Origin of the sequence: Methylophaga nitratireducenticrescens (assembly GCF_000260985.4) — a bacterium.
Taxonomy (GTDB): domain Bacteria; phylum Pseudomonadota; class Gammaproteobacteria; order Nitrosococcales; family Methylophagaceae; genus Methylophaga; species Methylophaga nitratireducenticrescens.
Window position 1 is genome coordinate 427,835 of sequence record NC_017857.3, and the last position, 21,148, is coordinate 448,982.

16 protein-coding genes are annotated in these 21,148 nt (G+C 44.0%); 9 read left to right on the forward strand and 7 right to left on the reverse strand.

Features of this window, described 5'->3' with window-relative positions; all coding sequences use genetic code 11:
- Positions 1–86 precede the first annotated feature (86 nt).
- The 4 genes from Q7A_RS01980 to Q7A_RS01995 all read left to right on the forward strand — a co-directional run bounded on the left by Q7A_RS01980 (position 87) and on the right by Q7A_RS01995 (position 6,479).
- The gene (locus tag Q7A_RS01980) at positions 87–2,204 is read left to right on the forward strand and encodes a VTT domain-containing protein (RefSeq protein ID WP_014705651.1); all 2,118 of its coding nucleotides are present in this window, start codon (positions 87–89) and stop codon (positions 2,202–2,204) included.
- On the forward strand, positions 2,174–2,908 hold the full coding sequence (locus Q7A_RS01985; RefSeq protein WP_014705652.1) for an endonuclease/exonuclease/phosphatase family protein: 735 nt from the start codon (positions 2,174–2,176) through the stop codon (positions 2,906–2,908). Before Q7A_RS01980 ends, Q7A_RS01985 begins: the two co-directional genes overlap by 31 nt.
- Positions 2,909–3,145: 237 nt before the next feature.
- Positions 3,146–6,100: a DUF748 domain-containing protein gene (locus Q7A_RS01990; protein WP_014705654.1), complete on the forward strand. Its 2,955-nt coding sequence runs from the start codon at positions 3,146–3,148 to the stop codon at positions 6,098–6,100.
- A 109-nt stretch (positions 6,101–6,209) separates the two neighbouring features.
- A complete protein-coding gene (locus Q7A_RS01995; protein ID WP_041354824.1) occupies positions 6,210–6,479 on the forward strand; it encodes a hypothetical protein in 270 nt (89 codons plus the stop codon).
- Between the two features lie 534 nt (positions 6,480–7,013).
- Here the strand turns inward: Q7A_RS01995 and Q7A_RS02005 are convergent.
- Genes Q7A_RS02005 through Q7A_RS02020 form a run of 4 tightly spaced genes read right to left on the reverse strand, consistent with a single transcriptional unit; the run spans position 7,014 to position 11,576 of the window.
- On the reverse strand, positions 7,014–7,787 hold the full coding sequence (locus tag Q7A_RS02005) for a CbbQ/NirQ/NorQ/GpvN family protein (protein ID WP_014705657.1): 774 nt from the start codon (positions 7,785–7,787) through the stop codon (positions 7,014–7,016).
- 18 nt (positions 7,788–7,805) lie between these two features.
- A complete protein-coding gene (locus Q7A_RS02010) occupies positions 7,806–9,677 on the reverse strand; it encodes a nitric oxide reductase activation protein NorD (protein ID WP_014705658.1) in 1,872 nt (623 codons plus the stop codon).
- Between the two features lie 20 nt (positions 9,678–9,697).
- Entirely contained in the window at positions 9,698–11,110 is a 1,413-nt protein-coding gene (locus Q7A_RS02015) for a cbb3-type cytochrome c oxidase subunit I (RefSeq protein ID WP_014705659.1), read from the reverse strand.
- Between the two features lie 16 nt (positions 11,111–11,126).
- A complete protein-coding gene (locus tag Q7A_RS02020; protein ID WP_014705660.1) occupies positions 11,127–11,576 on the reverse strand; it encodes a c-type cytochrome in 450 nt (149 codons plus the stop codon).
- 284 nt (positions 11,577–11,860) lie between these two features.
- On the opposite strand from Q7A_RS02020, the gene norR reads away from it, so the two are divergent.
- The 3 genes from norR to Q7A_RS15695 are packed head-to-tail and all read left to right on the forward strand — an operon-like array spanning position 11,861 to position 14,270.
- Positions 11,861–13,417, forward strand: a complete 1,557-nt coding sequence (gene norR, locus Q7A_RS02025) for a nitric oxide reductase transcriptional regulator NorR (protein WP_014705661.1) — start codon at positions 11,861–11,863, stop codon at positions 13,415–13,417.
- A gap of 28 nt (positions 13,418–13,445) precedes the next feature.
- Entirely contained in the window at positions 13,446–14,021 is a 576-nt protein-coding gene (locus tag Q7A_RS02030) for a cytochrome c oxidase subunit 3 (protein WP_014705662.1), read from the forward strand.
- Between the two features lie 21 nt (positions 14,022–14,042).
- Positions 14,043–14,270, forward strand: coding sequence for a cytochrome C oxidase subunit IV family protein (locus Q7A_RS15695; protein WP_014705663.1), 228 nt, complete (start codon positions 14,043–14,045; stop codon positions 14,268–14,270).
- Positions 14,271–14,388: 118 nt separating this feature from the next.
- On the opposite strand, the gene Q7A_RS02040 is transcribed toward Q7A_RS15695, so the two are convergent.
- The 3 genes from Q7A_RS02040 to Q7A_RS02050 form a co-directional block, all read right to left on the reverse strand.
- A complete protein-coding gene (locus Q7A_RS02040) occupies positions 14,389–15,609 on the reverse strand; it encodes an NnrS family protein (RefSeq protein ID WP_014705664.1) in 1,221 nt (406 codons plus the stop codon).
- Positions 15,610–16,102: 493 nt separating this feature from the next.
- Positions 16,103–17,110, reverse strand: a complete 1,008-nt coding sequence (moaA, locus tag Q7A_RS02045) for a GTP 3',8-cyclase MoaA (RefSeq protein WP_014705665.1) — start codon at positions 17,108–17,110, stop codon at positions 16,103–16,105.
- A gap of 113 nt (positions 17,111–17,223) precedes the next feature.
- Positions 17,224–17,613: a putative zinc-binding protein gene (locus Q7A_RS02050; protein ID WP_041354239.1), complete on the reverse strand. Its 390-nt coding sequence runs from the start codon at positions 17,611–17,613 to the stop codon at positions 17,224–17,226.
- A gap of 793 nt (positions 17,614–18,406) precedes the next feature.
- On the opposite strand from Q7A_RS02050, the gene Q7A_RS02055 reads away from it, so the two are divergent.
- Positions 18,407–20,329, forward strand: a complete 1,923-nt coding sequence (locus tag Q7A_RS02055) for a type IV pili methyl-accepting chemotaxis transducer N-terminal domain-containing protein (protein ID WP_014705667.1) — start codon at positions 18,407–18,409, stop codon at positions 20,327–20,329.
- Positions 20,326–20,988: a response regulator gene (locus tag Q7A_RS02060; protein ID WP_014705668.1), complete on the forward strand. Its 663-nt coding sequence runs from the start codon at positions 20,326–20,328 to the stop codon at positions 20,986–20,988. The genes Q7A_RS02055 and Q7A_RS02060 overlap by 4 nt, the downstream gene beginning before the upstream one ends.
- Positions 20,989–21,148: the final 160 nt, after the last annotated feature.

Genomic DNA, 21,148 nt, shown 5'->3' on the forward strand with positions numbered 1-21,148 from the left:
TGTGGTTAACCTGAGTAAATTTGTTTCAAGCATTGCTGTGCTAGGCTTGACGGGTAATGAATCATTGCAGGGAGCTCATTCTGAATATGCATGATAAAAAAATTATCCGTCCGGAAGAAAACTGTTGGCGTTATGTTCAGGCTGACAGAGCCTCCTTGTTGGTGGATGGAAAAAATTACTTTCGTACCCTGCAGACTGCAATTTCACAAGCACAATCTGCCGTTTATATTCTTGCCTGGGATATTGACAGCCGACTGAGACTGGTGCGAGGGGAAACCCATACGGATTTGCCTGCGGAATTAGGAGAGTTGATTAATGCCGTTCTCAAGCAGAAGCCGGAGCTAAATATTTATATCCTCAACTGGGACTGGGCAATGCTCTATACGCTGGAGCGGGAATGGCTACCCCTGTTTCGCCCCAGTTGGAAAAAGCAGCCCCGATTACATTATCAGCTTGATGGTGAGTGCCCATTTGGTAGTTCTCAGCACCAGAAAGTGGTTGTTATCGATGATAAAATCGCTTTCTGTGGTGGTATTGATCCGGGTAAACATCGCTGGGACAGCAGTGAACATGCACCGGACGATCAGCGTCGTATTGATCCTGATAATGAGCTCTATCCCCCTTTTCATGATATGCAGATGATGGTTGATGGAGAAGCGGCAAAGAGCCTGGCAGAATTGGCGCGGCAACGTTGGCAAAAAGCAACAGGTCAGCATCTCGATCCCCCCTCCCCAAATCAGGATGATATTTGGCCTGACGATATCAACGTTGATTTTCGACAGGTCAATATTGCTATTGCCCGAACCCAGCCGGAATTTAAGGGGAACAGGGAAATTACCGAAGTTGAAATTCTTTACCTGGATGCCATTGCGGCGGCCCAAAAACTTATCTACATAGAAAATCAGTATTTTACCTCCTGGAAATTGGCGGAGGTTTTAGCCCAGCGACTTAAGGAGCAAGATGGTCCGGAGGTGGTAATTATCTGTCCCAGAATGACCGGTGGCTGGCTTGAACAGCACACAATGGATGTGTTGCGTGCAAGAGTCAGCCGAAAGCTGTGTGATGCCGATAAATATGATCGTTTGCGGATCTGTTACCCGCATCACGAGGCATTAGGCGATATTTACATCAGCCTGCATAGCAAGATGATGATTGTTGATGATGTGTTTTTGCGAGTGGGCTCAGCAAATTTAAGTAATCGCTCGATGGGGCTTGATAGTGAATGTGACTTGGCGATTGAAGCAGAAAATGCAGAACAGTCTGATGCGATAAAAGCTTTTCGCCATAGATTGCTGAGTGAGCATCTTGATGTTTCAGCGAATGAACTTGAGGAAATGCTAGCAGAGCATGATTCGCTGATCTCGTTGATTAATGCTCGTGAACAGTTTCCACGGACCTTGAGAAGGTTGGATTGTGAAATTGACGAAAGCATCGATGAATTAACCCCCACAGCTGATTATATTGATCCTGAACGCCCGGTAGACTCGGTTGAAATGAGCCGGAAGCTGGTACCAATTGATGAGCCAAAATCTCCAAAAAAACAGATCATTATCGCTGCATTAGTATTATTGGCCGTCATTGCAATGACGGCTTTATGGAAGTGGACACCACTAAATGACTGGTTAACAGCTGAAAATCTTCAACAACTGATCGAGACCCTCAACGACTATCCTTTTACTCCCCTTATTGTTATTACCGGTTTTGCTGTTGCGGGTTTGCTCGCCATACCGCTGACCTTACTGGTCGTGGCCGTTGCGATAAGTTTTGGTGCATGGCCGGGTAGTCTCTACGCTATTCTGGGGTCAATGCTGAGTGCGATTTTGGGATATATCGTTGGTGAGTGGCTGGGTCGGAGAAGCGTGTCGCAAATGGCCGGATCAAAATTAAACCGATTGTCCAAACGTTTGGCCAATCATGGTGTGATGGCCGTTATTACGGTTCGGATTATTCCCGTCGCACCCTTTGTGTTGATAAACCTGGTCGCTGGCGCTTCTCATATCAAATTAAGAGACTTTATCTGGGGAACCCTGCTGGGAATGTTACCGGGGATTTTAGCAATAACCGTTTTTGCGAATTCGCTGTTACGTGTCGTTCAACAGCCCGAACCATTAGAGATTACTATTTTTGTATTGGTGGTTTTAGGGATTGGTAGCTTGATGTACGGTGTCAAAAGATGGCTGAACAGAATTTCGACAGACACGTGACCCAAATAAAACAACCAATTACCCTCAAGATCGCTACTTATAATATTCATGCCTGCATAGGGGGGGATGGACAATTTGATCCTGCCCGTATCGCTGCCGTTTTAAAAGAAATCGATGCCGATATTATTGCTTTACAGGAAGTCGAACACCATTCGATTGATGAGCTGGACTTACTGGAGTATCTGGCCTATCAGACGGGGCATGAAGCTATTGCCGGTCCGACATTGTTTCGGGAAACCCGTCATTATGGCAATGCCCTGCTAACAAAATTACCATTAAAGTCCTTCAAACATATTGATTTAAGTGTTGCTGGTTTCGAGCCGCGAGGAGCTATCGAAGCGACTTTTGATGTCGCCGGCTATGAACTGCAGGTAATTACAACCCATTTAGGGTTGAAGTCGGCAGAGCGACGCTGGCAGGTGAAGCAGTTACTCGATGTTAAATCACAACAGGAAGCCGATATCAGCTGTTTACTGGGTGATGTGAATGAGTGGTTGTTATGGGGACGCCCATTGCGTTGGTTGCACAGACATTTCAGTACGCCACCACATTTGGCTACTTTTCCGGCTCGCTGGCCACTTTTTGCTCTGGATCGAATTTGGATTGCACCGCAACGATGCCAAATTAAGCTATCAGTGCATAAATCTGTATTGGCAAAACAGGCGTCAGATCATTTACCGCTGGTAGCCAACATTGCTTTCTGATCGCCAGCAAAAAGTTAAGACAGGTTTAGTTGTATAAAGCCATCCTGAAAGGTGCTGCATAAGATGACGGCTTTTCGATTAACCTTCTTACTCGACACGGATCTTCCCCAGCATATTTTTGGCAAGTTAAAAAGCTATCAAGTTGAATACAACGATCAATTTCAGCCTTTTCGTTACGCTCAGCCACATTATTTAGGTACACTGATTTATCTCTTGATCTGAGACAATCCATCAACTATGAAATCTGTCAAAAACACCTTTCCCGAATACCGACGTTTATTGATCTGGGTTGCCGGTATTCTGCTGCTATATACCTTGATAGGCTTTTTTCTCCTGCCTTGGCTGACCGAACGCCAATTGCTGAAAACATTGAATAAACGGCTGGGCATTGAAGCCACGGTCGAAAAAATACATTTCAATCCTTATACGTTTGAAGTGACGATCGACATGCTACATTTGGCTAATGAACAGGATGAGCCACTGGCGGCATGGGACCGGCTCTATCTCAATCTGCAGCCACTCCAACTGTTGCAACTTAAGCTACGAATTGACGAAATCACTTTTGATGCACCAGAACTGCATTTCCGACGTTACTCGACAAGCGACAATACACTGACCCGATTAACCGACCGTTGGAAGGCGACTACTAAAGATGAGGTGGTTGTAGAAAATATGGAGCAGGAAGAGGCCAGCAGGCAGGATGAACCTCTTTTCGTGCTGGAAATCGGTGAGTTCAATTATAGCAATGGTGAAATTACCTATCGTGATGATGTGCCAGCGACCCGTTTTGAAACAATATTGAAGCCAATTGATATTCATCTGGATCATTTTTCAACAGCAGCCGGACAAATGGCGAGCAAGGATCTGGTGATTGCGCTGGAAAATGACAGCAGGCTGAGCTTAAATGGCAATATAGTGTTCTCTCCATTGCAGTTTTCCGGTCAGGTTAACCTGCAAAACTTCAGTCTGCAGACACCTTATCGGTATCTGCAGGCTCAGCTGCCGTTTGAACTGAAACAAGGCAGACTGGGTTTAGCGTTTGCTTATGATATTGATCTGGTCGATACCGCAAATGTAGAACTGAGTGAAATCACTCTGGATCTGTCCGGATTCAGCCTTCATCAACCGGGTGAATCCGCGGCTTTATTACAAAGCGGAGTACTGAAGGCTAAAAATGGTTATTTTATTTTTCCGGATAATCAGCTCAGCATTGGTGATGTGGTGCTTAATGACTTTAAGCTGGCAGCATCACAAAATAGTGTGGGAGAACTCAATTGGCTGCAACTGTTTGAGCCATTGCTCAGTGGCAATACTGATGGCGAGCCGATAGAGGGTGAAGTGCAGCAGCTGCAACTGAATATTGCCAATATTGAAGTGGTTAATACTGAACTGACTTTAGAAGACCAAACACCCGCCATACCGGCCAATCTCACCTTGATGTTATCTGCAGAGATGCAGGATTTCAGTCTGTCAGATGATCAACAGATGCCTTTTAAGACGAATATCAGCCTGGCGTCAGGTGGGGTTATTACTGTACAAGGGCTGTTACAGCTATTTCCTGCATTAGCTGTTCAGGTCGATACAGATATTGAGCAAATGTCACTATTACCGGTTCAGCCCTATTTAAGTGAATTTGCCTATATTGAAATGGTCAGTGGCAAAATTGATTCTATCGCCAGCTTCACCATTGATCAGCAAGAGCCGTTAGGCATACAGGGCAACCTGACGCTTTCCACTTTGCAGCTAGATAACCAGCTGCTTGAAGAAAAGTTGTTAGGCATCGACACGTTAGCCGTGAACAGTTTTGATTTTTCACTCGCCGGGCAGCGTACGGCTATTTCAGAAATCGTTATCGATGCGCTTTACAGTCGGGTATTAATTAATGAAAACGGCGAGACCAATCTGGCTTTATTGATGAAAGATCCACCGAAAACAGAAAATATTGATGCGGATATGAGGGGGGCGGGTGACGCAACGGGTTATGAATTTGCGTTGGGACGGGTCAAGATTAACAACGCCAGTTCGCGCTTTACCGATCAGAATCTGCCAATTGTTTTTGATGCCCAGATGCAGAATTTGAACGGTGAAATAAGTGGCTTTTCGACCCGCTCGAAACAACCAGTAGATATTGCTCTGGAAGGGCAAGTCGATGAATATGGCATGGTGGTCATAGAGGGTGCGATAAATCCACGGAATGTCACAGATCAAACGGTAATCAACCTGGCGTTCAGCAATCTGGATCTGCCAGCCATGAGTCCTTACACCGTCAAATTTGCCGGACGACGAATTGCTGAAGGAAAAGGCGATATTGATCTGAGTTACGAGATTGTTGAAAGCGAGTTAACGGCATCAAACAATATTGTGATCCGCGATATCCGTTTAGGCGAACGTGTTGAATCACCAGATGCAATGGATTTGCCATTGGATCTGACCGTGGGATTACTCAAAAACAGCGATGGTGTAATCGAACTCAATATACCCGTGAGTGGCAATGTAAACGACCCACAATTCGCGATGGGTCCTGTGATTCGTGGGGCTATAGGTAATGCACTAAAGAATATTGTGACGGCACCTTTCCGCTTTCTCGGCAGCCTGATAGGTCTTGGTAATGACGATGAAGCCATAGACGAGATTCGGTTTCGTGCAGGACGAGCTGATCTGGCGCCACCCGAGCAGGAAAAGCTGCATAAGTTAGTTGAAGCCTTATCACAACGCCCACAACTGACACTGCAAATACCGGCCCCGTTTGATAAAGCTGCCGACGGGCAGAGGTTACGAGTCACGGCGGTGGAAACACGAATCGAAAGCCGTTTAGATGATACAGAATCCACCCAACAACGCGATGAAAAACGTCAGCAAGTGCTGGAAGACTTATATCGTCAAGCCGGTCTGAGCCCTGACTTGCAAACCCTGCAACAAGAATTTTCAGCAAGCGCTGAAGGCGAGGAGCAGACAGAACCTCAACGGGACATGCTGGCGTATAACGCAGCATTAAAGGAACGGCTAATCGAAGCCGAACCGGTCACTGTTGATCAGTTGCAGTCACTGGCAGAGCAGAGACAGCAAACTGTTGTGGCTTTCATCAAGCAAAGCGCTGAATTAAACGATGACCAACTGCAAACCACTGACAATTTTTCCACTAAAGTTGATGATGGCTGGCTGAGCATGAAGTTTGATTTGGATACGCTCTGAATGATTTTTTGAGTAAGAAATGAAAAGGTCAAAAATGAAAAGCCGACCATTAATAAATATTGTGGGACCAACGGTCTTACTATCATGCTGTTAAAAATAGGTGGAAAGAATGGAAACTTCCGCATATCAGAATCTGAAGCTAACTATTCTTGACGTCCTGGGCCTTTCCAAAGATGCCATTCATATACATGTAGGTTTGCTGGTGTTCTTCCTGGCTGTAGTACTGTGGCGGCGCGGGCGGTTCGATGTATTAGCTTTGTTTCCAGTGTTCTTTGTGGCAATTACAATGGAGATTTTAGATTTACACGACGATTTGGGATCGCTTGGCTATATGCGCTGGTCGGCAAGCCTTCATGATCTAATAAACACTTTTTTCTAGCCTACACTTGTTGTAATTTTAAGAAAGTGGTTGGGAAGTCGGGAGAACTTATAATAATGCGATACACCCAATACCAAACTTTCACTGTGCTGGAGTTTGTCAACTGAAGTTGCCTTTAGTTATTGTCGGTATCTAATGATGAGTCTATTTGCATTTATCGCTTATGCAATTGATAAATATTTATTGGTTAACTGTTTTGTTGAATTTAGCTGGTTTGTTTTGGCTTCATACAGAAAAAGGAACAAACTTCATGAATAGTGGGGTTTTTTCATTATTCAATGGCTAACAAACCTGAACTCGGGATAAGAAAATGAACTAAGTGCCTGCTTACGGATCAGATCTTTCGAGCAAGAATAATTTGATCACAAAGGCAAGCAGGCATGGACAAGTTAGTTGAAATTTTCTGTGAAGTCGATGATTTTTGCCAGAAATTTATTCCTGTCTGGCAGCAGGAATTGCTGAAAAACGGAGATAAACGTCGGAATAGGCCAGGTCGCTTATCAGAAAGTGAAGTCATAGTGAAGCTCTGGTTATTTAGAAATAATTATCAATTATGCGCGAAATAGTTTTCAGTGTTTCGGCGTCATCGGATAAAGGTTCTGCCAGGCAGGAATAACAGGCCTGTTTCGGATCCACACCGGATTTAATCATAATTGCACAATAAACCAAGAGACGGGTTGAGGGAGCTTCTTCCAGATCGTGTTCCTGTAAGCGCCGCAAATCTTGTGCGAGACTAATTAAAAGTGAAGCGGTCTGCTTTTCTATGCCCGTTTCCTGACACAAGATAACGATTTCATGATCTGTTTGGGGATAATCAAAGCTTAGAGATACAAATCGTTGTCGGGTACTGGGTTTTAAGCCTTTCATGGCATTCTGATAACCCGGGTTATAAGACATGACTAACATGAAGTTGGGATGTGCCTGGATTAATTCTCCTGTGCGTTCCAATGGTAGTTCGCGGCGATGATCAGAGAGTGGATGCAGTACAACGGTAGTATCTTTACGTGCTTCTACTACTTCATCAAGATAACAAATAGCGCCTTCCCGTACAGCTCTGGTTAGCGGCCCATCCTGCCAATATGTGCCACTGCCATCGATCAAGTGACGTCCTACCAGGTCTGTTGCTGACAAGTCATCATGACAGGCGATGGTATATAACGGTCGTTCTAGTTGTTCCGCCATATATTGAACAAAGCGGGTTTTGCCACAGCCAGTAGGCCCTTTTAATAAAACCGGTAAGCGGTTATTTGCTGCTGCCAGGAAAATCTCGACTTCATTGTTCTGTGAAATATAATTTAAATTAGCCATAGAAAGGATTCATCCATTTTAGTTTTTGGTCAGATTCAGATACAGCCGGGGCAGTAGTATGGGTAAACGTGCTGGATCGCTGATTAGACAAAAGCCCTGTTCGCCAAAAAGATAGGGCAGGTATTTATTTGCTTCGTGGTCAATAGTGATACAGAAGGGTTTAATCCCTTGCTTTTTTGCTTCAAGAATTGCCTGGCGCGTATCTTCGATACCGTAACGACCTTCATAGTGATCGATGTCGTTTGGTTTACCATCGGACAAAATCAGCATTAACTTCTGCTGGGTTTTTTGCTCTTTCAGTATTTCTGTCGACTGGCGGATGGCGGTCCCCATACGGGTATAATATCCAGGCTTTAATGAATGAATTCGCCCATAAACACCATCTGACAAGGGTTCATTAAAGTTTTTCAGCAGGTGATAACGGATTTGTTTGTTTTTAACGGATGAAAAACCGTAAAGTGCAAAATGGTCACGACTGGATGCCAATGCCGAGGAGAAAATGACTAAGCTGTCCTTGATGACATCAATAACTTTTTGTTCATCGTTAATAGCGGCATCTGTCGACATGGAAATATCTGCCAGCAAGAGACAGGATAAATCACGGTGATCTTTGGAGAGCCGACGATAACAATCTGGCATATCGACGGATTGTGTCGGGTTGGACAAATGATCTATCCAGGCATTTAAATCCAGCTCTTCGCCTTGAGACTGTCGGTTTAACCAGCGTCTTTCCGGTATTAACAATTCAAATTGCCGACAAATTTTAGCGGCTAGAGCCCGCAGATGAACCGGCATTGGCGTGGGGGGGGCTTCATCGGCTAAAAAGGGTTGCAACAGACAAAAGTTGTCTCGCATTTGTTGCTTTTTATAATCCCACTCAGGCAGCCGAATGCCTTCTCCTAAAGGTAATTCATCATGTATTGGAGAGGGAAGATCCATATCAAAGCGTATTTTAGCTGCTCCGGCTCTGCGCTTTTTCGACAATGTGATGACATCCAGATCCTCCGCAGCGCTTTTGGCATCCTCATCCATATCTTCTTCTTGAGGTCGATCAACTGGAATATGCTCTGTCCAGCTGAATAAGCTCTCAAGCCGAAAAATTAAAAGTCCGTCCGTTTCTTTACTGTCATCTTCACGATTGGCTTGTTTTCGTCCGGCATCAGCTTCTTCAATAGCGTCTGGTTCGGATGAACTTCCTTCCTCAGTTTCTTCTGCCGCTATGAAGTCTGTGGGCATCCAGGGGGAAGGGTATAGCCATAAGGCAACAGGTAAAGGATGAAGTTTAGATTCTATCAGCTGTTTAACAGATCCAGGCTCGCTGAGTGCCTGTTGAATTTGTATTTCTTGTTCGTTTATTGCAGATAGCTTTTTCCAATAACGCTTGCGTTCATCAGAAACCGCTTCTACTAACTCGTGATATCGGCGCTTTAGTCCCGGTCTTTTTTTGAGTAGTTGTAAGGTGGCAAATTGGTTATCAGTAAACCAAGAGTTTATATTTGGCATTTGTGCTGCCATAGCCGTAAGCCAAAAATAGATATCTTCATTAAGGCTGGTATCGGTACAAATGGATACTGTTGGAGGAAGTCGCAAACAACGTTCATCTTGCCAGGCTAGGTAAAAGCGTTGCTGACTACCGGCAACCTTATCGATAAAACGGCGATGGATTTTGACTTTATGGGTATTGGCTGCCTCTATAGACTTGCCTGGGTCTCCACCCATTGCGCGGTAATAAGTAGCCAATTCACTCTGAAGGTCCGAAAGCGATACAGTGGCTTCTTGATGGTTGATATTTGCTTTCTGGCTGATGAGTTTATGCCAGACTGTTCCAACGTACTCTTCCATATTTGACTCTTCCCAGACGATAATAAACGGGGTTTTGGATGACTCCAAAACCCCTGCTTATCACAACATCATGCAGGATTGGTAACGACTTTCGCTTCGGTATCTGAAACGGTATCACCACCGACAAAGAAGCTTGCAAAATAAGCAATCAAGCCTCCAAGGAACAACAGGCCAAAGCCGAGACGTGCCCAGTAGACAGGACTGATAGCTTCCTGTGTGGCCATAAATGCCAGAGAATTAGCATCATCAGGAATACGTTGTAAGATTATTTGCCATACACCGGCAGCAGTTAATGCCAGCGTGATACCTATCATGGCAATACACATCGCCCAGAAAGCAAAGCGTTCTAGTTGTTGTGCCTGAGGTGAGTTACCCTGAGGCCGTCCTCTCATAATTGGCATGGCATAAGAAATAATACACATTACAACCATCGCATAAGCCCCAAAAAAGGCCAAGTGACCATGTGCTGCTGTAAGTTGTGACCCATGGGTATAGTAGTTGACGGGAGCTAATGTATGTAAAAAGCCCCATACACCTGCACCCAGGAATGCCATAACAGCTGTGCCTTTCGCCCACAATGTTGCTACTTCGTTCTTATGGTGAATCCGACGTTGTTCAACCATTCGGAAAGCAAACAGCATCATCATGAAAAATGGAACAGGTTCGATAGCAGAGAAAATTGAACCTAACCACAACCAGTATTCGCCAGGGCCAATCCAGAAATAGTGATGTCCCATACCGATTAAGCCGGAAATCAATGCCATAGCGATAATGACATATAACCATTTTTCAATAATTTCACGGTCGACGCCAGTGACTTTAATCAATACAAAGGCAAGAATAGCACCCATGATCAATTCCCAGACACCTTCAACCCAGAGATGAACAACCCACCACCAGAAGAATTTATCCAGTACCAGGTTTGACGGGTTATAGAATGAAAACAAAAACAAGAGAGCCAAACCGATCAGGCCGGTAATCAATACCATATTAACGACGGTTTTACGGCCCTTGAGAATGGTCATTCCTATATTGAATACGAATGCCAGAATAACCACAACCAGTCCAATTTTTGTAATAGTTGGTTGTTCCAGAAACTCACGTCCCATTGTTGGAAGCAGATCATTCCGGGTTAGGCGGGCAAGCTCAGAATAAGGCACCAGCAGATAACCCAGAATTGTGGCGACCCCCGCTGCTGCAAAGACCCAGAAAGTTATTTTTGCCAATAACGGACTGTATAACTCCGTTTGTGACTCTTCGGGTACCAGATAATAAGATGCTCCCATAAAGCCGAATAGTAACCAGACAAGTAATAAGTTGGTATGCACCATTCTGGCAACATTAAAAGGTATGTATAGGGATAAAAAGTCACCCACAACATACTGCAAACCCATAATCAAACCAAACAGGATCTGTCCGGCGAATAATATGAGTGCGAAAATAAAATACGGTTTTGCCACCGCCTGAGATTGATAATTCATTACAAAAACTCCTTCTTTAACCTTGAATATTAGGCGGCCAGTTATTATTTTTGATACGAGAAGTCCAGATAAGAAAATCTGACAACGCATCAACTTGTTCATCAGTCAGGTTGAATTGGGGCATTTGACGACGACCTGGTACATTCAACGGTTGGGCTGCCATCCAGCCACGCATAAACCCTTTAAAAATTTCTTCATCACCATTACCATAGCGATCAAAAACATTCATGAGCTCTGGCGCGTAATAGGCTCCTTCGCCCATAATGGAATGGCAACCCACACAATTATTGGCTTCCCATAAGTGCTTACCCTCAACGACAGACTCGGTAATTAAATGTCGGTTATCCCGTTCTGGTAAAACCAGCATCGTGTCAAAAGTCAGCCCCAGTAAGAGCAGGATAAAAAAGAAGCTGCCGCCGTAATAGATATTACGGGCCATTCCTTTGTTAAAAAATTCAGTCGCCATGGTGTCTCCTCATACCGTTTATCTTGATTGATAAAAACATTTTTTGTTGTTCTCCGACTTAAAATAAGATGCTACCCAGAAAGACCATAGCCAGAATCATGCCAAATAGTTATGACTGTCTATTGTATAGCGAAACTGCTCGCTAAACGAAGTGTTACAAGCACTTTTGTGATTATTCCGGCTTTGGCTGATATGATGAAGTTGACGATTTCTAAATAAGCAGCTCAGCATGTTGTGATTTAGACATCACTGATAATGTTGTTAAAATAACAAAAGTTGTGCTTATGACATCACCCGTTTTTTATAAAGCGCTTATTCGCCTGGTTTCTGATCTTTCCAGCGATCTTCCCGCTGAGGAGCGCTATAGCCGCTTATTACAAGAAGTTGTAAATATTTTTCCTTGTGATGCCGCCGCCTTACTCCAATTTGAGAATGGTTATCTAAAACCGTTGGCAGTAAGAGGGTTATCAGTGGATACAATGGGCAGGCGTTTCAAAGTTGATGAACACCCGCGGCTTCAAAGGCTTTTACATTCCCGTGACCCTGTCCGGTTTGCTGCAGATAGTGAGCTTCCGGATCCATATGATGGTCTTGTCGAAAATGCTGGACATAAGTTACATGTTCACGATTGCATGGGGGCTTCTTTACATATAAATAACAGGCCCTGGGGAGTTTTGACGCTAGATGCAATGGATCCTCGTCGTTTTGATCAAATTGAACCGACGATTCTGAAAACCTTTATTGGTCTAACGGAGGCGACAGTAAAGGCGGCAGGCCGTATTGCGGCATTAGCCGCCCGCGCTGAACATGAACATCAAGTTGCTGCAACATTGCAAGAACAAAACCAACAGGTAGAAATAGTAGGAAGCAGCCCTGCCATTGAAAAGTTATGCAATGAAATAGATGTGGTGGCACGGTCAGATCTGACAGTACTGGTTCTGGGGGAAACCGGTGTCGGTAAAGAATTGGTGGCACGGTCTGTGCATAACAAATCTCAACGTAATAAAAAATCATTGGTTTATATCAACTGTGCAGCGTTACCTGAAGGCATTGCCGAAAGTGAGTTGTTTGGTCATGTAAAAGGTGCTTTTTCCGGCGCAACCAGTGATCGTGCCGGTAAGTTTGAAATTGCACATGGTGGAACCTTGTTTCTGGATGAAATTGGTGAATTACCACTGTCTCTTCAAGCGAAATTATTACGGGTTTTGCAAAGTGGTGAGATACAGCGAGTGGGCAGTGATCGACATAAAGAAGTAGATGTACGAATTGTTGCTGCGACAAACCGTAATCTGCTTGAAGAAATTGAACGTAAGCAATTTCGGGCCGACTTATATCACCGCTTGTCTGTTTATCCGATTACCGTACCACCGCTACGTGATCGAGAAAACGATATATTGTTGCTGGCGGGATATTTTATGGAGGCAAATCAACGTCGGCTGGGTGTGAGGGGGCTTCGGTTATCACAGGCGGCTCAGCAGGCTTTGCTCGCTTATAACTGGCCCGGAAATGTGCGAGAGCTCGAACATTTAATTAGCCGGGCTGCGTTAAAAGCAATTGCCGGTAAAAAACATCCGGATCCGGTGATATTGCAGGAAAAGAATTTAGGTTTGCACCTCGTGGATTCTGATACGGATTCTGTTGAGGAAGAATTAATAACGGGGTTAACACCAGAATGGAGCCGGTTTAGTCATTTTGACAACGTCCGAGATGCACAGGATGAGTTTCTCAGATATCTGATCCAAGAAAGGTTGGACCAGTTTGATGGTAATCGAAGTGCTGCAGCGCGTTCTTTGGGGTTAGACAGAGGAAATTTTCATCGTTTGATGAAACGATTAGAGTAATTAAAAAGTAATTATCGCTGGAGTGTTTATGTATCAGGGTCTCAGTAGCAGACAAGCAAAAGTTTTGCCGGGTAATGCTGGTGTTTGGTTATTCATTTTTGTAGAGATTACGACGTTTGCGTTATTTTTTCTGACCTACTCCGTTTTGTATCGTCTAAATGGCAGTTCGTTTGAGCAGTATAAAGCCGTCCTACATTTAAACTTGGGGGTTATCAACACCATCATGTTATTGACTTCCAGTCTGTTTGTTGCCTTGGCTGTCAATAAAGCGAAGATACAACAGAATACTCGTGTTGCCGGGTATTTGTTGCTGGCGATGATCTGTGGTTTTGTATATATAGGTACAAAATTCTGGGAGTGGCAGCAGCTTTATAGTATTGGCTATACCCTGCATACCAATACCTTTTTTAGTTTTTATTTCTTTCTGACTTTATTCCATTGGTTACACGTTATTCTGGCATTGATCATTCTGAATAATTTTCGCAGCCGTTATCAAAAAGCGGATCCACCACCAAGTCTGGAAGGGCTTCAGTCTGCGGGCAGCTACTGGCACATGGTCGACATGTTGTGGATCATTCTGTTTTTACTCATTTATATAGTCTGAATTAACAAAGAGTAGTTGATTATGAAATTATGGTTTTATTGGTTATTTCTGATAACTGCAACGGGCATGATGGCCGCTTTTAATATTAAAAGTTTTCAATTGCTGATCTTGCTGTTAACAATTGTAAAACTGCTAACTATCTGCGAAGTCTTCATGGAAATGAATCACGCCCCTACGCTTTGGCGAAGTGCCATGCAACTGTATTCAGTGATGTTACCGGTAACGTGTTTTTTCATCATTAATTTTTGATATGGATTGTCCAAGATCAGGGTGCCTTACAATGTAATTTGCTGATCTGGGTGGTCATTATTAAACAAGTATAAAAATGACAAAATCGGATATTTTTGTTTCATGTGTTTAACGGAAACTAGCCTGCTCGTCCATCAGCTCGAGGGTTCAAGTAGATGGGGGCATATTTGTAGCTCCATACGCCAAAACACAGTAACCAGAGCGATCCGGCAGCAAGATACAGCCAACCGGTGAAAAGAGACGATATACCGGGGATATCCGCTGCTATCCTTAAGATGGTGACATACTGAAAAGACAAAAAAAGTGCCCAGCTGGCCATGTCAAGTATTAGCGGCCGGCCGGAATGTCCCAGTGTGACTCTGGTTATCATGGCTAACAGCATTGAGCTGAAATAACCAATCACGAGTGCGTGCAGTGGCGCTCTGAGTAAAATGTATTCTCCAGTCAAAAGCAGATAAAAGCTCTGAAGAGTATAGAGCGTCATGGCGATACCAAACCAGACAAAGCTGATGTGCAACATGGCTAAAAGCGGGTGGGCAAGGCTCTTAAAACTTTGCCATTTGACTGTCAGGTAAAAGCCAATAATGGCCATCGGTAAGTCAACCAGCCAAAGCCAGGCATAAAGATTACCCATTTCCAAGATCGCATGGATAATGGCAAACAACAGAACGAGTGATAAAGCCCGGTATGGTCGGATAATGTCATAATTTGGCAGCACATTGGCGGAAAAAAAAGGAATCATCCGATGACTGACAGCAAAAAATAAAGGAAGCAGAAATAACCAGACACCACCAATTTTGGCCAATCGCACCATCTCAAAATGTCCTGAGATGAAACCGGCAATCATCACCCAGGCAATAACCAGCATTACGCTCGTAATGGTTGCGTGGCGTTTGTCGGGATGTTTAGCTCGCAGATAAACCTGCAACAAAGCATATAGTCCGAAAGACCATCCTATAAGAAAGATCACCAAAGCAATTGTTAGTATAAACGTGTTGCTGATGAGCCCGATATAAAACAATAAGATACCTGCATTCAGCAAAGAGAATGCTGGGATATACAGTTTTCTATCAACTTCTTCGCCCTGCATCCATCGAGGGTAAGTAGTCATTAGAAAGCCAAAAATGAAAAAAGCAAAAAAACCATAAATCATCAAGAAAGCGTGCGCATCATTAGCCGGAATTACCCAGTTAACCGGCATGTCAAAGTCGGTAAAGCGACCGCTTAAATCACTAAACCACCACAGCATGGCTAATAGTGCTTGCATGGTACCTGTAAAAAAGAACAGACGATGTGGTGCGGATGAAAATATCTGCCAACGTTTATTCAGCTTTTGCATAATTAAATTCCGGTTATCTGTCGGCCCTGGAAAGCCGTAAACAGTATGGTTATCACAAAAAAGACTATTGCAAGAACATTCAAAAATCTACCCATACGCCTTAATGAGAAAACGACAGCCTAGTCGTCATATTTACGTATCAATAATGACAAATCTGAATGCGTAACTTTGGATTGTTTCAGTAATACCTCTACACACCATTTATCTGTCGAGACGTGATGGTAAACCTTTTTAGTAGCGAATGATGCGATGAGCATTTATTTTCTGAAGCGTTTGTCGTTCAATGAAGAACTTTACAGTGATCAGGTTAATCGAAAATCCGTAGTTCTTCTACTTTATCCTTAAAAAAACAGGACAACTTTGATAATGGCTAGCGGTTTATTAAGGCCGATAGAGAGCCGATATAGACTAAGATAAACAAGATAAAACGGTAATCGAAAGAATAACCGATGCTAAGAATCCCACCGTTCCAGTAAGCGGAAGCGAAGGATAGTTAACCTCCCGTCATATTCATAAAACGAATTACTTTTGCAGGGCCTTCGATAGAAAAATTATGTTGTGCCGGCTTGACTTGCAAGGCATTAAGCAGGGCTTTCTGTATCGGTGCGTCTGTTGTTGGATAACGCCGGATCAGTGAACGCATATCCAGAGAGTTTTCCTCTCCCAGACATAACAATAACCGACCTTCAGCCGTCAGGCGAAGGCGGTTGCAGGTGGCACAGAAACTGTTTGAATGAGGAGAAATAAAACCAATGCGACTTTGTGAGTAACCTTTAACCCGAACATAGCGTGCCGGGCCACCGCTGTTTTCAGTGCTGTCGATCAGAAAGTGCTTTTGACTGATAATCGAGCGGACTTCTTCACTGGAGCAAAATGTCTCACCTCGTGAATGGCCGACATTTCCCAAGGGTATTTCCTCAATAAAGCTGATATCCAGTCCCCGATCCAGAATGAAGTCAATCAGATCCGGTACTTCATCGGCATTGCGTCCTTTCATCACCACCACATTCAGTTTGATATGCTCAAACCCAGCCTGACTTGCAGCATCGATACCCGCCAGAACCTGAGACAAGCTACCGGTTCGGGTAATAGCGTTGAATTTTTCCGCATTCAGGCTATCCAGACTGATGTTCAAACGTTTTACACCAGCCTCAGCCAACGGTTTGGCCAGATTGGTTAGCTGCGAACCATTAGTGGTCATTACCAGTTCTCGAAGGCCAGGTAATTCACTTATTTTGGCACAGAGTTTAACAATGCCTTTTCGTACCAGTGGTTCGCCACCCGTCAAGCGAATTTTCTTCACTCCCTGACTAACAAAAAATGCGGCTAAACGCTCAACTTCTTCAAGACTGAGTATTTGTTGCCGAGGAAGAAAAGTCATCTTCTCTGACATGCAGTAAACACAGCGGAAATCACATCGATCGGTTACTGATATCCGCAAATAATCAATCTGTCGTCCCAGCCCATCTACCAGTCCTGCATGCTTCTGAATGTCAGCCATGGTTAGTTTCTCGTTGTTATCTTGGTGAGAGGGGAGCTGTTATTGTCTGCAGTAATCCCCCCATCGCTGCAGCGTCCAGCAGCCATATGTCAGAGATAGTCCTTATCTTTTTTTCAAACGCTTTCAGTAACAGTTGTATTTTGCAGGAGTTCCAGCTTTTGTTTTATCTCTGCTTCGAGGCTATCCGCTTGCTCTAGATTACAGTCTTCACCGTAACGCTTACGTAAACCGAAATCGCTTAGCGTCAAATGTAAATCAGGTTCTACATCAATATTATCAAGACAGGCCAGCGTGCAATGCATTTTGCAACCATCGATGGCCACAATCCGTCGTCCGGAACGAGCAGTACGAACCATTTTTGGCACTTTACCGCCCACACCGGCAATACAGGACATTTCTGCAGCACCAGAACGATCCAGTCGTAGCGCTAGAGTATTCGCCAACTGAGCTACATTTGAGCAGCCGGAACACGAGTACACAATAGGCAATTGGTTGGAAGACATGCAACCCTCCTGTTTACATTAAAAAATAAATACTTTGGTCTGTTCGGCAAGTCAGCAAAATGACAGCTGTTTTTTTGTAACCAGCTTCGGGCTCAATCAATTATCCTAAGATAATTACACTTGTATCAGATCAAAAGTAGTCTACTTATCTGTTTTTCAGTAAGATTTAACGGAGCAAAAAAGCTCTCACTTCAAAACCCAGTTTAAACAGCTTCCTTGCATTAATATCGTGTTGCTTCTCGCGCTTGATTATCTGTTCGCACCTCCACCGTTGAAAAATTAAACTGGTCTGATAAGGCGAAAAAGGTGCGGTGTTGATATTCTAACGTAAACCTTATTAAGGCTGAGGCCCTGGAGAGAGGTTGAAAAGTCACCTCCGGGCGTGAGCAGAAGCTTTGCTCGTCATCTGCAAAGAACAATTACAAAACGACCGCGCAAACAATCCATCCATGGTAATAAACGCTGTTGAGTGTAAATCCTAAAAAAGGAGAGATACGTTGATATATCTCACAATCGGTATTTCTCAATCACTGCTTCAGCTCTTTCCAGTCATAAGCGGCAGTGATGTATGTTCAACCTTTCCAAAGGCCAGAAAGCTTAGCGGGATACGGTTCTTTAGAGCCTTTCTTTTCGAAAAACAATAACGATGACAAACAGTAATCCTACTATAGACGTTTCTTTCCATCATTGATCAGGATCAATAACCGGCCTGGTTCCCTACACTGTTGGCTGCTAATTTTATGCGAAGAGGTGTAAGCTAAACCGGTTATAGTATTTTCCATGAGGAACCTCAGTGTTGAAACTGAAAATCCGCGAAAAAATCACTGGTCTGTTAGTGTTTTATTTTTTATGTGCCCTGATTGCCATAAGTTCTACCCTTTACGTTTCATGGAAACTTGAAGGTGGTGCTGCTGCGATCAATGACGCAGGCAGAGAACGGATGCGCTCATACCGTATCGCCTATCTATTGGGGCAACAGGTACATTATCCGTCTCCTGATCTGGAGCATGCTCTCACTCAAGAAATGGTCTTTTTTGAAAACACATTGGTCGAATTGCAAAACGGAAACCCACAAAGACCACTATTTGTTCCAGAAGATGCCATTATAAAGGAGCAGATGAACCAGTTGCGTAGCAGTTGGTACAATACGATGAAACCGGGCATCCAAAAGATTCTTGATACCCCGGCAACACTGCAGAAAGACACGCTTCTGACGAATTATCGCCCCATGATGGAAAGTTTTGTCAAAGAGCTTGATGAACTGGTCTTTTTAATGGAAAAAAATTCTGCGCACTATACAACCATGCTACGTTACATACAGATTGCATTAATGGTTGTCGCCTTACTGGGAACTATTTTTTTAGATTACATCTTTTCATTGCTACTGGTACGGCCGGTGCAAAGAATTAACCAGGGATTACAGAGCATGGGAAAGGCCGACTTCGGTGTGCGTCTGCCAGCATCTACTAATGATGAATTAGGAGAAGTGGCTCAGGGCTTTAATCAGATGGCAGAAAAGCTTCAGAATCTTTATACCACTCTGGAGCAGCGGGTAGCTCAGAAAACAGACAGTATTAAAGTGAAGAATCGTGAACTTGGCGCACTGTATAAAGTGGCTGCTTTTCTAAGCTCAAGCACCTCTGCAGAGCCTCTGTGTGAAAGTGTATTAAAGCAGATGATGGATCTGACCGGAGCTCGTGGTGGTATCGTACGGCTAACGGATCCCAAGGGTGAACAGTTACACGTTGTAGCCGCCGAGGGAGTCAGTAAAGCATTTGTGGAAAATGAAAACTATCTATCGGTGGGCTCCTGTATTTGCGGCGAAGTTGCCCAAAATGGTATTGCCGTTAGTTCAGATTTGAAGACTTCCAGACAGCAATCTTGTAACAAGGAAAAATTCCGCGCCGTTTCGGCGATTCCAATTCGCTCGAATCAGCGCCTTATTGGTTCCCTCAATTTATTATTCAATGTGGAACGGATTCTGCCGCCTGCAGAGATAAAGCTGCTTGAATCAGTAGGCTTACACCTTGGCGTTGCTATTGAAAATCAGCGCTTGGTTGCTCGTGAACGAGAAATGGCCGTGTCAGAAGAACGTAATTTACTTGCACAGGAACTGCATGACAGCATTGCCCAGTCGCTTGCTTTTTTGAACATACAAGTGCAGTTGTTACAAAATGATCTGAATAATGAAAATATTGCTGAAGCCCTACAAGTGGTTGACCAAATTCGAGAAGGTGTGCAAGAAAGTTACGATGATGTACGGGAATTACTGGTACATTTCCGTACCCGGTTAAAACATGCTGATCTGGAAGGTGCTATCGCTAACGCATTGAATAAATTCGAAGGACAAGTGGGAATCAGTACGTCTTTTGAATATTCTGGTCCCACCATGGACTTGCCTCCAGAACATGCGTTGCAAATTTTACATATCGTACATGAATCGCTTTCTAACATCCGTAAACATTCCACTGCCACACAGGTAAGTGTAGAACTTCGCACGGAAGGTGAAAGCCGTCTTACCATTAAAGACAATGGTAAGGGTTTTAATATCGATGAAAAAAATGATGATACCCATGTTGGTATCTATATTATGCGAGAACGTGCCCATCGTTTCGGTGGTGAACTCTCCATTTCTTCTGCAACCAATCAAGGAACCGTCGTTAGCCTCTCCTGGCAGCCTGTTTCGATAATCACGGAGCAACGTATTACAGCATGAAACCGATACGCATCCTTATTATTGATGACCACTCCCTGTTTCGTAGTGGTATCAAGTTACTGTTACAACGTCAAAAGGGTTTTGAAGTTGTCGGGGAAGCAGGCAATGGTCTGGAAGGGGTTAAATTGGCGAAGCGTCTGTCTCCGGATGTAGTTTTGCTTGACCTGCATATGCCGGGAATAGGAGGAGTGGAAACTATTCCTCTGATAAAAGAGGAGGCCCCTGAAGCCCAGGTAGTCATGCTAACGGTTTCTGAAGATGCAGAAGACTTGTTGGATGCCCTGCATAATGGTGCCCGCGGTTATTTACTGAAGAATATCGACACCGATTACCTGCTGGACTCAATCCGTCGCGCTAATAACGGTGATTCGGTAATGTCTGTTGAAATGGCCAATAGAATGGCAGATGCCATGCGTGCTTTATCCGATGGAAGCAATAAAAAAATAATCATGGATACCAATAAGCTCTCACCCAGAGAGCGGGATGTGATTGTCATGTTGGCACAAGGTGCCAGCAATAAAGAAATTGCTCGCAACCTGAGCTTAGCTGAGTCAACCGTTAAAATTCATGTACAAGGAATATTACGTAAGCTCAACCTAACCAGCAGGGTGCAAGCTGCCGTATATGCGGTAGAAAACGGTTTGGTGGATAAATCATAATCTGTTTTTCAATCCGATATATTAGTTCTATATGGGAACGAGAGGGCATTTTTATAAATCCGCAGATTACGCATATGTGCACGAATTAAGAATAAGTCTTTTAGTTACACTCTCCCGACACTAAAGCTGATGGACCGGGCTTTTGCAACCTAATGTTCGA